This is a genomic window from Citrobacter sp. S55_ASV_140 (genome assembly GCF_018919505.1).
In the GTDB taxonomy this organism is placed as follows: domain Bacteria; phylum Pseudomonadota; class Gammaproteobacteria; order Enterobacterales; family Enterobacteriaceae; genus Citrobacter; species Citrobacter werkmanii.
In genome coordinates this window covers 1-11394 of the sequence record NZ_JAHLQZ010000137.1, presented here as the reverse complement: position 1 = coordinate 11394, position 11394 = coordinate 1, and the positions used below count along the sequence as shown (strand labels likewise).

Below are 11394 nucleotides of genomic sequence, written 5' to 3'. Positions count from 1 at the left end.
CTATCAATAATGCATATTTCTACTATTTCCGCATCATCTCCCAGCCCGGTGGTTTCGGTATCAATGAATAAATATCCTTCATCAAGCCATTGCGCTGCACGTTGGCTAATTGTCTTATTAATAATGTTCATACAGCACCTCCGTTATAGTGTTTGCCTTTCAGCTCTGAAATTTCCTGACAAGTGACACAGCACTGCACGCCCGGAATAGCGCGGCGGCGTGCTGGCGGGATCGGTGCATCGCACTCAATGCAGAGAACACGAGAAACGCCCGGCGTTCTGTTGCGGGCGGTGTGGATGTGGCGCTGACGTTCTTCTTCAACGCGCTGCTGTACAAGGTCCATTGAATCAGCCATCAGTGGAGCTCCTGCGCTTCGTTTTGAATGTTTTCAGCCGCAATACGCAACAGCTCCGCCGCTTCAACGTGATTAAGCTGGCGTGACGTGATATGGCAAGCCAGGCTATCGAGACGTGCTGCCATTGCCGCGGCACGTGCACGGCGTTCTTCCATGCGTGCATCAGTCAGCATCTGGTTAATGCCAGCATCATCTGGTCCTGTTTTGGTGATTCGGGTTTCAATATTTCGCATTGTTATTTCTCCTGAATTTGGGCAATAAGAAGCCCGGCGGGTTTACGCCTTTAATTTCGGTTGTTGGTTAATTCGGCATGGCTAGCCGATTTGGAAATAAACTCACCACTGTACGGAAATGGTTCATTGCTTTAATCAGCTCCCGCTTTTCGTCAGTCGTCAGCTCACTAACATTGACGCTATGACGTTCCGCCGGAATCTTTGCCATAAAGAATATTGCGGCTAGTGCGCGTTTATTCTGTTCATGGTTAATATCCCGTTGGTCCCGCATATCGCTAATAAAGCGCTCCAGTTCTGAATCAATATTTAAGCCAAACACTTTCGCCCTTAATTCCGCGATGTGGTTTAACCCATTAAGGCGGAGGCCAGCGCTTAGCGGAACAGTCGCAGCATCCCCTTCAATAGCCATGGTTTCCCCTGCTTTTTAGTGGACAGTTCAGCCAGCAGCACATCCTGAGAACGGCACGGGTGCCAGCGCTTGCCATCCTTCCCCATAATCCAGCCATGACCGCAGTGCATTGCAGGACTTTGCTTAACGAGCAGAGATGCAAAGGATGGTTCTTTAGTCAGCATAGCCACCTCAGATCAGACCGAACGAAGCGCCCAAGCCCGTCACGGTATCTACCGCGCTTGCCATCGCCGGATTCGCCTGCAAACGCGCATGCAATGAAACTGCAGTGAGTGCCATAAGGCGCGTAACAGAGTTGATGCTATTGATCACATCGCGACGGCCAGCACTGGTTTTTACATCACCGGATACTGCACCTGCAGCTACTCGCCCAATCTCAGCCGTTGCGCTCATGACGTAATGCGGCAGGTTCTCTTTTGCCACTTCATTTAATGGCACACACGGCAGGCAATGAATTTGTGCCAGAAAACCGTCAACCAGCGTTGAATCCTCAGTGAGATCGGTAAGCAGCAAGATTTCCGGCGCGGTGAGCTGATGCGGTTGTTCCGGATTTAGCTTGTTGCGCAGGGTTTGGACATTCATGCCAGCGCGTTCTGCCAACTTCGCCATGTTATGACGTAAAGCAAAAGCACGGCAGGCATCATCGAAATGCGGGTGTTTGGAAACTCGATAGTCAAACATAGCAAGAGACTCCGATGTATCTCAAAATGGAACTAACTAATAGCGACATTGCAATCAGAAAGCGCATCAACAGTGAGCGCGACGATGTTAATCATCACTTTCTCGCGTTTCTTGTCCTTACGCAGACGGTGGCGAGGCAAACGACCATCAGCGAGCATGTCGTTAATGGTGTCTACAGGCAGTCCTGTTAGCTCGCTGTAGCGTTCAATTGTGACGTGCGGTGTATTCAGAGTGATTGAAATGTTAGGGGTCATGATGCAACATCTCCTATTGGCTTGTGGTGAGCCGGTAGTAATCGTGACAAGTCCCCAAATGGGAACTAAATTGATACTAGGATCGCATAAGAGATATGTCAACATCAAAGTACCCAAATGAGATCAAAATAAATCCCAATCAGGGTGGCAAGGCTGCGATTGAGCGACTGGTCGAGGCATATGGATTTACAACTCGGCAGGCCCTTGCTGACCACTTAGGAGTGTCCAAAAGCACATTGGCTAATAGATACCTGCGAGATACCTTCCCCGCAGATTGGATAATTCAATGTGCCCTGGAAACAGGTACTTCGCTCAATTGGTTGACCACCGGGCAAGGTCTTAAGCTAAGTTCTCAAACAGCAACCACTGAAGAGCTCGTGAAGTTTCGTCTGGTTGCGGGAAAAATGGTTGAAGATGGCTCATGTGTATTTGACGCGTCATTTCTTCCCGCGAAGCTTTCTGCACCGATTGTTGTTCTGGACGGACCTACTACATACATCTGTGAGCAAAAATTTGCAGAAGTGCTTGATGGGTACTGGTTGATCAACATTGATGGAACTTATTCCATTAGGCTCATCACCAGGCTGCCTAAGGGCATGATTAAAATTTCTACTGTAGATAATAGTTTTGAATGTGCTTTTTCAGATATAGAAGTTATCGCATATGTGAGAAGCACAACTGTTTCAAATTGATAGAATAAAAGGACTTAGAAATGGATTTATTTCTTATAATAGTATTATTTTTAGCATTATCCTCGCCCGTCTTGGCTCTTATCTTGTACAAAATAGCCAAAAAAAATAAGTTAACAGTCACAAACTTATCATTAGAGAACGATAACTTAAAAAAAGAAAGAGACTCTCTAACAAATCAATTGAGCGAGTCCGATAAAAAAATAGCTCAAGCTATACGTGAGCACTCTGAGTTAGAAGGAAGAGCTGCCCCCCTATGGCAATATGCAGAGTTACACAGCGCGGTACTGGATGCAAAGAAAAAGATTAAGACAGCCGACTCTATAGCTAAACAGAAAATAGAAGAAGCTCAAATAATGGCAGCTAAAACAGTAAACGAAGCACATAATCAAGCTCAGCTCACAATAAGCAATGCAAATAGCGAAGCAATAGCTATCACCAAAGACGCTCGCGATGCACGCTTGAAAGCCAAAGAACGCCTTGATAATGCAAACAGTAAAGCGAATGAACTGATCTCAAATGCTAATGATAATGCAGTAAAAATAATTTCAAATGCTGAAGAAAGGGCAAAGGAGATTGCTGGATCAGCTTATGAAGCGAAAGAATTTGCAGAAAGATATGAATCCGTTGCCAAATCAATGAAGAATAAAATTGAAGGTTATGGGGATGAATGGATAATTCCTAATCGCAGTGTACTTGATGAGTTGGCGGAAAATTATGAGTTTACAGATGCAGGTAAGGAGTTGAAAAAAGCCAGAGAATTAACAGATTCATTAATAAGAACTAATAAAGCAGCCTCGTGTGATTATGTTGAACAGAATAGACGCACTACTGCAATCAACTTTGTTTTGGATGCTTTCAATGGAAAAGTAGACACTACTCTATCAAAAATAAAACATAACAACTTCGGTAAACTATCTCAGGAAATAAAAGATGCCTTTCAGCTAGTTAATTATAACGGTTCTGCATTTAGGTCAGCTAAAATAAGTGAAATATATCTTCAAGCACGACTTAATGAACTAAAATGGGGTGTTGCAGTTAATGAAATTATGCTTGAAGAGAAAGAAGAACAAAGAAGAATTAAAGAACAACTTCGCGAAGAAGAAAGAGCTCGCAGAGAGTATGAAAAAGCAATAAAAGAAGCTGAAAAAGAAGAAAAAGCCATTCAACAGGCCATTGATAAGGCGACCAAAGAATTAATGCTCGCTGGAGAAGAGCAACGCTTAGTTCTTGAACAGAAATTGGCTGAATTACAAGCTAAATATGAAGAAGCTGAAGCCAAAAACCAGCGAGCTATTTCAATGGCACAACAAACACGCTCAGGCCATGTTTATGTTATTAGTAACATCGGTTCCTTCGGCGAAAATGTATATAAAATTGGGATGACACGCCGCCTTGAGCCATTGGATCGCATTCGTGAACTTGGCGATGCCAGTGTGCCATTCTCATTCGATGTACATGCAATGATCTACAGTGATGATGCTCCATCATTAGAAAACCACTTGCATAAAGTATTTAACGACAAGCAATTGAACAAGGTTAACTCACGCAAAGAGTTCTTCAATGTTGGCATAAAGGATATTAAGTCTACTATTGAAAACATGAACATTAATGCGCATTGGACAATGTTTGCAGCAGCTAAAGAGTATAGAGAGTCTTTAGCCATTGAGAATGCGCGCAACGCAGTAACAGAAGAAAACGAAGAACTAATCGTTGCATAGCATGTATGATTTACGTTAATCATACATTGACCACTGTTTGAATATACAGTTAAATTTAGCCCTCAGACATGAGGGCTTTTTTATGGCAGTACGTAAACTCGGCACCGGAAAATGGATTTGTGAATGCTACCCTGCCGGACGCAGCGGGCGTCGCGTGCGTAAACAGTTCGCTACCAAAGGCGAAGCATTAGCTTTTGAGCGTCACACGATGGATGAGGCAGAAGCTAAGCCTTGGCTGGGTGAATCGGTAGACCGTCGAACTCTGAAAGATGTGGTTGAACTCTGGTTCAAACTGCACGGCAAATCCCTGACCGCTGGCGAGCATGTTTACGACAAATTGGTCCTGATGGTCGATGCACTCGGAAACCCTCTCGCAACAGATCTCAGTTCCAAATTGTTCGCGCACTACCGCGATAAACGCCTTACAGGGGAAATCTACTTTAGCGACAAGTGGAAGAAAGGTGCCAGCCCGGTAACTATCAACCTTGAGCAAAGCTACCTTAGCGGCGTTTTTAGCGAGCTGGCCCGACTAGGTGAATGGACAGCGCCGAACCCGCTGGAGAACATGCGCAAATTTACCATCGCAGAAAAGGAGATGGCCTGGCTGACGCATGAACAAATTACTGAGCTTTTGTACGACTGCAACCGCCAAAGCCCCCTGCTCGCTTTGGTCGTTAAAATCTGTCTGAGCACCGGAGCACGCTGGCGCGAAGCTGTGAACCTAACTCGTTCTCAGGTTACGAAATACCGGATCACATTCGTCAGGACCAAAGGCAAAAAGAACCGAAGCATTCCGATTAGCAAAGAGCTGTATGAGGAAATCATTGCCCTAGACGGTTTCAAGTTCTTCACTGACAGCTACTTCCAGTTTTTATCTGTAATGGATAAGACTTCTATCGTGCTTCCACGCGGTCAGCTAACACACGTTCTGCGTCATACGTTCGCAGCACACTTTATGATGTCGGGGGGCAATATTCTTGCACTGCAGCGTATACTTGGTCACCACGATATCAAAATGACTATGCGCTATGCGCACCTTGCACCAGAACACCTTGAAACTGCATTGTATCTCAATCCACTCGCCACTATGACAAAGGGATAAGATTAATAATATTTTTGTGATTCCCGTAAAAGAAAATGATAGCATCAGAGAATATTAAGCATCTCAGCTTCAGTGTTTTTCTTTATTGGCATTTATAATAAACATGTTAAAAACAAAGACTATTAATTACTTAATCTTAATGTTGACATCCATTTTATCCTTTTGCACCTTTTCAAAAGGAAGTAATGTACATGTTAATGGGTATTTTCGCAGTAATGGAACCTACGTACAGCCTCACTATCGCTCAGCGCCAGATCATAATTTTTACAATAACTGGAGCACAAAAGGAAATACGAACCCCTACACAGGGAAAATTGGTACGAAGGAATCTCCCACCAACTCATACTCTTACCAGCATTCGGGCACCGCAACTAATACTCTCAGTGGATCTAGCCCTAACCTAAAAAATTCGCCTTCCCAAGGGTCACTTTCGCCAGATAAACAATATCCATATACAAGCGAAAATTATATGGAAATTCAAAAAAGGAAAGATGTTCAACGAGCATTGTATTGGAAACAGAAAGGTTACAATTTTGATCCCAACTATATGACCAGCTTTATGATGGATCAAAAGGTTAAAGATATTGAGAGGGCGCACTACTGGAAATCACAAGGTTATGACTTTGACGCTAACTATACAACAAGCATCATGATGGATCAGAAAGTTAAGGATATACAAAGAGCTAACTATTGGAAAAAGAAAGGATACAACTTCAATTCTGATTACATGACTAGCTTCATGATGGATAAAAAAGTTAAAGATATTCAGAGAGCCGCCTACTGGAAAGCTAAGGGTTTAGATTTTAATCCAGACTATATGACCGACTTTATGATGGATATGGAAGCAAAGAAAAGAGGTATCCATTAGTAACACTTAGTGGCGACAAAGTGGCGGCAGCGGTTGGCATTGCCCCGTAATCGCCACTCCTTATCACTAACCTAACTTATTGGTTATCTTGTAACTCATTGTTTTCACTAACCAGTTTATATAAATGGGTTTTTTGTTGCCTGAAATTTGCTATCCCCCCTTCTCCCCGTAATTCCTCCCCAAATTTGCAGCACGCTGGTTATGGCACATACTTTTAATCGGTGCTTAAAGGTAACGGGAGTTTACTATGTTGCTTACTGGAAAGGTTGCGGTGATCTTCGGCGGCAGCGGTGCTATTGGTAGCGCGGTTGCACAGGCGATGGCACGCGAAGGTGCCCATGTATGCCTGGGCGCGCGCTGTCAGGAAAAACTTGATTGGGCGGCCAGTCGCCTGCGAATGGCGGGGGGTACCGTCGATACGTTTATCACCGATGTGCTCGACGAGCACGACACCTCAACACAAGTTACCCGCCTGGTACAGCAAACCGGTGGAATTGATGTGGTGGTTAACGCGACCGGCTTTATGCATGAACAGGGCAAGCGCATCGACGCATTATCCCTCTCTGAGTTTATGAGCGGTATCACCCCTTTCCTTGCGGCGCAGTTCAATATCGCAAAAGCCGTAACACCGCACATGGGCGGCGATCGAGCAGGCGTCATTCTCACCATCGTTGCGCCCGCCGCCCCGATGGCAATGCCCGGGCATCTCGGCCATATCGTCGGCTGTGCAGGAACAGAAGCGTTTATTAAAGCGCTTGCCAGCGAGACGGGACCAAAAAACATTCGTGTCGTCGGCGTGCGCTCGCATGCGATTGCGGACGCGGTAGCGGCCGGTTCCTATACCGGGGAGATTTTCACCGCGAAAGCACAGTCAATGGGTTTAACCGTCGAACAATGGTTAGGCGGTGCGGCACAAGGCACCATGATCGGACGCCTGCCTACGCTGGCACAAATCGCTGAGGTTACAACCTTTCTGGCTTCAGACCATGCCGGAGCAATAACCGCCACGGTGGTAAATATTACCGGGGGCGCAACTGTAAGCTAATTTACTCGCTTTTTTACGCCGTGCGCTGCTGCGAGTCTTTTTTTGCACTCGGGCGGGAACACAATGCTATACCGCACATAATAACCAACGCGCTCACCAGATGATATGAATGCAGAGTGACGTGCAAAAATATAACGCTAAATAATCCGCCACTCAGTGGGATCAAGTGTGAATATATCTCTCCGCGGGTTGCGCCAATGGCACTAATCCCTTTGTTCCATAACAGATATGACAGCCAGGAAGGAAAAATAACAAGGTATGCCAGCCCAGTAGTAACACCTGTATTGGTATAGCTATCCCAGCCCGGCATACCATTGCGCATCAGCTCCACAGCCAGTACCGGAATAAGCACCATCGCACCGAGCAGCGCGCTCACGGCGACAAAGGCGTTTCCCTTCACCTCACGCGGTTTAATGCGCAAAAAAGCACAATAAACAGCCCAACTTACCGCCGACCCCATGGTCCAGACATCGCCCTGATTCAGATGTGCAAATACCCGCGCGTGTATCATATCGCCCTGCGACACCAGCCAGGTAACACCAACTGTACTCAGGAGCACACCGGCTATATTTCGCGCAGAAATCCGCTCTTTAAAAAAGAACTTATTGATTAACAGAACGAGCGCCGGGGTGGTGGACATATAAATCGCCGCATTGAGCGAGGTTGTATATTGCAGGCCGATATACAGCGTTAAGGGAAAAAGAACCTGACCACAAAGCGCGAGGAAGACGATAGTACCAAAGGATTTTTTCATCACCGGCCATTGCTCTGTGACCTGACGAAAATAGAGCGCCATCAATAATAACGCGGTAAATATCCAGCGTGCCGCTGATAAAACAATGGGATCAACTTCAGCGACCAATAGATGACCAATCACATAATTTCCACCCCAAAAACAGGCAGCCAGACTGAGTAAAAGATAGGGCATATATGCGCCTTATTGTCAGTTGTACGGTATGACCACAAGGCTACGGCGGTGTGAAAATGAATGCTAATATAACGTTTTTATCCATGTGCATAGATTAAAACTATGAAATTTACGCTAAGGCAACTTGAGTTTTACATCGCACTTGCAGAAACATTACAAATTTCCAAAGCTGCTGCGCGCTGTCATATTTCTCAGTCATCAATGACTATTGCCATGCGGAATCTGGAAGAAGCATTAGACGTGCAGCTATTTGTACGTTACCCCAAAGGGGTGAAGCTCACCGCCGAGGGCGAGCGCTTTCTGGCACATGCCTGCAACATCATCAACAGTAGCCACTCGGCTGTTGACGACCTGCATGACAGGAGTGAAATTCTTACCGGCACGGTGCGCATAGGCATTGCCGAAACGCTCTCTGCTTATCTTATCCCGGATATACTCAACGATATTGAACGACGTTTTCCTTTGCTGGAGATCGTGTTTTATGAAGCTACAGCACCGGAACTGGTACAGGCGCTACGGGAACACGAGGTCGATTTTTGTCTGCTTCTGACCTCAAACATCAGCCATGATAACGACCTGGAGATCGAAACATTTATTCGTTCACAGCGCCGCCTGTGGACGTCTATTGGGCATCCGCTACAGAGCGAGTCTTCGATCCGTTTAAAAGACGTCGAGAAGCTTCCATTTTTACTGCTGGAAACCGATAAGTACCCTGACGTAATCATCGATTACTGGCAGCAGCGTGGCTATACGCCCAATATCAGTTTTCGCAGCAACTCTTTTGAAGCCATAAGAAGCCTGGTTGCAAAAGGCAGAGGCATAACCATTTTATCCGACCTGGTGTATCGCCCGTGGTCACTGGATGGTCTGCGCGTTATGCACAGAACGATTGATGATTTTATTACTTATATGGATGTCGGGACGGTAAAAATAGCCGCCCGACCATTGACGCCAGCGGCGATGAAAGTCATCGATTTTTTACGTCAGGCCGTTACCCGCCTCGACAAACCATTTTGATAATTTTATCTCTGCGGCAATCCGGCAATACGCTCCACCATCACCAGAATATCTTCCCGCGACAGCGGTTTTTTGTCGGTGACAAAATGCAGCGTCATTCCTTCGAGAAATGCATCCAGCGCCCGCGCAGTTACCGGTTCAAACCATTGTTCCAGCGTTTGTTGACTGCGTAACATCCAGTTTTGCATCACCATTTTCAACGTCGGTTTGCGACTGGCGAAAGCATACAGCTGGTACATAAGTTCCATATTATCGGGCGTCGTAACCTGGGAGCTGTAAATCATCTCGGTAATGGCATGGCAGGCTGCCTGCGCATCCGCAACGTCGGCAAAAAAAGCCTGATACTGCTGAGACATTGTGTCAGTAAAGCGCCCGAACGCCTCCATTAAAAGCTCATCTATTCCTGAGAAATAATAGGTCATTGAACCCAGCGGCACCCCGGCAATCATGGCGATTTTTCGGTGCGTAACCCCATGGACACCGTAGGCTATTACCGCCTCCAGGGTGGCCTGAACTATCTTTTCCCGCCGTAGCGGATCGTTCGCGCGTCGCACTGCATTTCCTCTCCTTGCATTTGTGTACAAATGTACACAGTCTTGCTAATGTTGTCTTCTTCCCTCTTTTCTTTGGCTCGAATTCATGACTGGCATCTCATCACGCAAAGCCTTAAGACGTCGCACCTGGGCGCTTTTCACGTTTTTCTTTTTACCCGGATTGCTAATGGCTTCCTGGGCAACGCGTACTCCTGCCATCCGAGATATCCTCTCCATCTCCACCGCCGAAATGGGCGCGGTATTGTTTGGACTCTCAATTGGTTCGATGAGTGGCATTCTTTGTTCGGCCTGGCTGGTGAAACGATTTGGCACGCGTAAAGTGATCCGCACCACCATGTCCTGTGCAGTCCTCGGGATGGCTATCCTCAGCGCGGCGCTCTGGTTGCATTCCCCATGGCTTTTCGCGTTTGGCCTGGGCGTGTTTGGCGCCAGTTTTGGCGCGGCGGAAGTCGCCATCAACGTCGAAGGCGCGGCAGTTGAGCGCGAAATGAACAAAACCGTGCTGCCGATGATGCATGGCTTTTACAGTCTGGGAACGCTGGCGGGAGCCGGGGTCGGGATGATGCTTACCGCCTTCAGCGTTCCAGCGACTTTACATATTTTACTGGCGGCAATGGTGGCAATCACTCCTATCTTTATCGCCATCAAGGCCATTCCAGACGGCACGGGCAAGAATGCCTCTGACGGCTCTCACTCCAGCGAAAAAGGCGTGCCTTTTTATCGCGACATTCAGTTGCTGCTGATTGGCGTCGTAGTGCTGGCAATGGCGTTTGCTGAAGGTTCGGCCAACGACTGGCTGCCGCTGCTAATGGTGGATGGCCACGGGTTTAGCCCGACATCAGGCTCGCTGATTTATGCTGGTTTTACGCTGGGGATGACCGTGGGTCGATTCACCGGCGGCTGGTTCATCGACCGCTACAGCCGCGTCGCGGTAGTGCGTGCCAGCGCGCTGATGGGTGCGCTTGGCATCAGTCTGATTATTTTTGTCGATAGCACCTGGGTAGCAGGTGTTTCCGTTATTCTCTGGGGGCTTGGCGCATCGCTCGGCTTCCCGCTGACCATTTCAGCCGCCAGCGACACCGGTCCCGATGCGCCAACCCGCGTCAGCGTTGTGGCGACCACCGGCTACCTGGCGTTCCTGGTAGGGCCGCCGCTGCTCGGCTATCTGGGTGAACACTACGGCCTGCGCAGCGCTATGCTGGTGGTGCTGGCGCTGGTGCTTATCGCCGCCATCGTCGCGAAAGCGGTGGCGAAACCGGATCTCAAAAATACCCCTGTGATGGAGAACAGCTAATGAGCATCAAATTAATTGCGGTCGACATGGACGGCACTTTTTTAAGCGACCAAAAAACCTATAACCGTGAGCGGTTTATGGCGCAATATCATCAGATGAAAAAACAAGGCATCCGTTTTGTCGTCGCCAGCGGCAACCAGTATTACCAGCTCATCTCCTTTTTCCCTGAACTGGCCAATGAAATCTCATTTGTCGCTGAAAACGGCGGTTGGGTAGTCAGTGAAGGGAAAGATATTTTTAACGG

16 protein-coding genes and 1 pseudogene are annotated in these 11394 nt (G+C 47.3%); 8 read left to right on the top strand and 9 right to left on the bottom strand.

The genetic code is table 11. From position 1 onward, the window contains the following. From KQJ18_RS17325 to KQJ18_RS17295, 7 genes and pseudogenes are all read right to left on the bottom strand, one after another. A pseudogene (locus KQJ18_RS17325) lies at positions 1-131 on the bottom strand (3'-5' exonuclease); the annotation flags it as partial. Further along, a complete protein-coding gene (locus tag KQJ18_RS17320) occupies positions 128-355 on the bottom strand; it encodes a TraR/DksA family transcriptional regulator (protein ID WP_216422380.1) in 228 nt (75 codons plus the stop codon). The gene KQJ18_RS17320 and the pseudogene KQJ18_RS17325, both read right to left, overlap by 4 nt. Then, a complete protein-coding gene (locus KQJ18_RS17315; RefSeq protein ID WP_216422379.1) occupies positions 355-588 on the bottom strand; it encodes a DUF2732 family protein in 234 nt (77 codons plus the stop codon). Before KQJ18_RS17315 ends, KQJ18_RS17320 begins: the two co-directional genes overlap by 1 nt. 67 nt (positions 589-655) lie before the next feature. Beyond that, a complete protein-coding gene (locus tag KQJ18_RS17310; protein WP_000963480.1) occupies positions 656-997 on the bottom strand; it encodes a DUF5347 family protein in 342 nt (113 codons plus the stop codon). Beyond that, positions 961-1161 (bottom strand): phage filamentation protein Fil family protein, encoded by a 201-nt coding sequence (locus KQJ18_RS17305; RefSeq protein ID WP_216422378.1) that lies wholly within the window; start codon positions 1159-1161, stop codon positions 961-963. Before KQJ18_RS17305 ends, KQJ18_RS17310 begins: the two co-directional genes overlap by 37 nt. A gap of 7 nt (positions 1162-1168) precedes the next feature. Continuing rightward, positions 1169-1678 carry a phage regulatory CII family protein gene (locus tag KQJ18_RS17300; protein WP_216422377.1) on the bottom strand — a complete coding sequence of 170 codons (510 nt, stop codon included), beginning with the start codon at positions 1676-1678 and terminating at the stop codon, positions 1169-1171. 32 nt (positions 1679-1710) lie between these two features. After that, complete coding sequence (locus KQJ18_RS17295; protein WP_004201303.1) at positions 1711-1932, bottom strand: regulator for prophage; 222 nt, start codon at positions 1930-1932, stop codon at positions 1711-1713. A 95-nt stretch (positions 1933-2027) separates the two neighbouring features. Between KQJ18_RS17295 and KQJ18_RS17290 the strand changes: the two genes are divergently transcribed. The 5 genes from KQJ18_RS17290 to KQJ18_RS17270 all read left to right on the top strand — a co-directional run bounded on the left by KQJ18_RS17290 (position 2028) and on the right by KQJ18_RS17270 (position 7357). Next, a complete protein-coding gene (locus tag KQJ18_RS17290; protein ID WP_046669918.1) occupies positions 2028-2624 on the top strand; it encodes a phage repressor protein CI in 597 nt (198 codons plus the stop codon). Positions 2625-2644: 20 nt separating this feature from the next. After that, positions 2645-4342 carry a DUF4041 domain-containing protein gene (locus tag KQJ18_RS17285; RefSeq protein WP_216422376.1) on the top strand — a complete coding sequence of 566 codons (1698 nt, stop codon included), beginning with the start codon at positions 2645-2647 and terminating at the stop codon, positions 4340-4342. Positions 4343-4424: 82 nt separating this feature from the next. Continuing rightward, positions 4425-5444, top strand: a complete 1020-nt coding sequence (locus KQJ18_RS24895; RefSeq protein ID WP_181523176.1) for a tyrosine-type recombinase/integrase — start codon at positions 4425-4427, stop codon at positions 5442-5444. 469 nt (positions 5445-5913) lie between these two features. Continuing rightward, a complete protein-coding gene (locus KQJ18_RS17275) occupies positions 5914-6312 on the top strand; it encodes a hypothetical protein (RefSeq protein WP_216422375.1) in 399 nt (132 codons plus the stop codon). Positions 6313-6559: 247 nt separating this feature from the next. Continuing rightward, positions 6560-7357: an SDR family oxidoreductase gene (locus KQJ18_RS17270; protein ID WP_159122148.1), complete on the top strand. Its 798-nt coding sequence runs from the start codon at positions 6560-6562 to the stop codon at positions 7355-7357. 13 nt (positions 7358-7370) lie between these two features. On the opposite strand, the gene KQJ18_RS17265 is transcribed toward KQJ18_RS17270, so the two are convergent. Next, a complete protein-coding gene (locus KQJ18_RS17265; protein ID WP_216422374.1) occupies positions 7371-8285 on the bottom strand; it encodes a DMT family transporter in 915 nt (304 codons plus the stop codon). A 102-nt stretch (positions 8286-8387) separates the two neighbouring features. Between KQJ18_RS17265 and KQJ18_RS17260 the strand changes: the two genes are divergently transcribed. Then, entirely contained in the window at positions 8388-9302 is a 915-nt protein-coding gene (locus tag KQJ18_RS17260) for a LysR family transcriptional regulator (RefSeq protein WP_204524999.1), read from the top strand. A gap of 5 nt (positions 9303-9307) precedes the next feature. On the opposite strand, the gene KQJ18_RS17255 is transcribed toward KQJ18_RS17260, so the two are convergent. Then, positions 9308-9856 carry a TetR/AcrR family transcriptional regulator gene (locus tag KQJ18_RS17255; protein ID WP_069323233.1) on the bottom strand — a complete coding sequence of 183 codons (549 nt, stop codon included), beginning with the start codon at positions 9854-9856 and terminating at the stop codon, positions 9308-9310. A gap of 85 nt (positions 9857-9941) precedes the next feature. Between KQJ18_RS17255 and KQJ18_RS17250 the strand changes: the two genes are divergently transcribed. Both KQJ18_RS17250 and KQJ18_RS17245 read left to right on the top strand, forming a co-directional pair. Further along, complete coding sequence (locus tag KQJ18_RS17250; protein WP_216422373.1) at positions 9942-11150, top strand: MFS transporter; 1209 nt, start codon at positions 9942-9944, stop codon at positions 11148-11150. Continuing rightward, a partial coding sequence (locus tag KQJ18_RS17245; protein WP_216422372.1) for an HAD hydrolase family protein occupies positions 11150-11394 on the top strand: 245 nt, incomplete at its 3' end. The genes KQJ18_RS17250 and KQJ18_RS17245, both read left to right, overlap by 1 nt.

Excerpts from the sequence above, each read along its gene's own strand:
- KQJ18_RS17305 (WP_216422378.1), bottom strand. The coding sequence starts at position 1,161 with ATGCTGACTAAAGAACCATCCTTTGCATCTCTGCTCGTTAAGCAAAGT.
- KQJ18_RS17315 (WP_216422379.1), bottom strand. The coding sequence starts at position 588 with ATGCGAAATATTGAAACCCGAATCACCAAAACAGGACCAGATGATGCT.
- KQJ18_RS17320 (WP_216422380.1), bottom strand. The coding sequence starts at position 355 with ATGGCTGATTCAATGGACCTTGTACAGCAGCGCGTTGAAGAAGAACGT.
- KQJ18_RS17295 (WP_004201303.1), bottom strand. The coding sequence starts at position 1,932 with ATGACCCCTAACATTTCAATCACTCTGAATACACCGCACGTCACAATT.
- KQJ18_RS17250 (WP_216422373.1), top strand. The coding sequence starts at position 9,942 with ATGACTGGCATCTCATCACGCAAAGCCTTAAGACGTCGCACCTGGGCG.
- KQJ18_RS17265 (WP_216422374.1), bottom strand. The coding sequence starts at position 8,285 with ATGCCCTATCTTTTACTCAGTCTGGCTGCCTGTTTTTGGGGTGGAAAT.
- KQJ18_RS17300 (WP_216422377.1), bottom strand. The coding sequence starts at position 1,678 with ATGTTTGACTATCGAGTTTCCAAACACCCGCATTTCGATGATGCCTGC.
- KQJ18_RS17260 (WP_204524999.1), top strand. The coding sequence starts at position 8,388 with ATGAAATTTACGCTAAGGCAACTTGAGTTTTACATCGCACTTGCAGAA.
- KQJ18_RS17310 (WP_000963480.1), bottom strand. The coding sequence starts at position 997 with ATGGCTATTGAAGGGGATGCTGCGACTGTTCCGCTAAGCGCTGGCCTC.
- KQJ18_RS17285 (WP_216422376.1), top strand. The coding sequence starts at position 2,645 with ATGGATTTATTTCTTATAATAGTATTATTTTTAGCATTATCCTCGCCC.
- KQJ18_RS24895 (WP_181523176.1), top strand. The coding sequence starts at position 4,425 with ATGGCAGTACGTAAACTCGGCACCGGAAAATGGATTTGTGAATGCTAC.
- KQJ18_RS17275 (WP_216422375.1), top strand. The coding sequence starts at position 5,914 with ATGGAAATTCAAAAAAGGAAAGATGTTCAACGAGCATTGTATTGGAAA.
- KQJ18_RS17290 (WP_046669918.1), top strand. The coding sequence starts at position 2,028 with ATGTCAACATCAAAGTACCCAAATGAGATCAAAATAAATCCCAATCAG.
- KQJ18_RS17270 (WP_159122148.1), top strand. The coding sequence starts at position 6,560 with ATGTTGCTTACTGGAAAGGTTGCGGTGATCTTCGGCGGCAGCGGTGCT.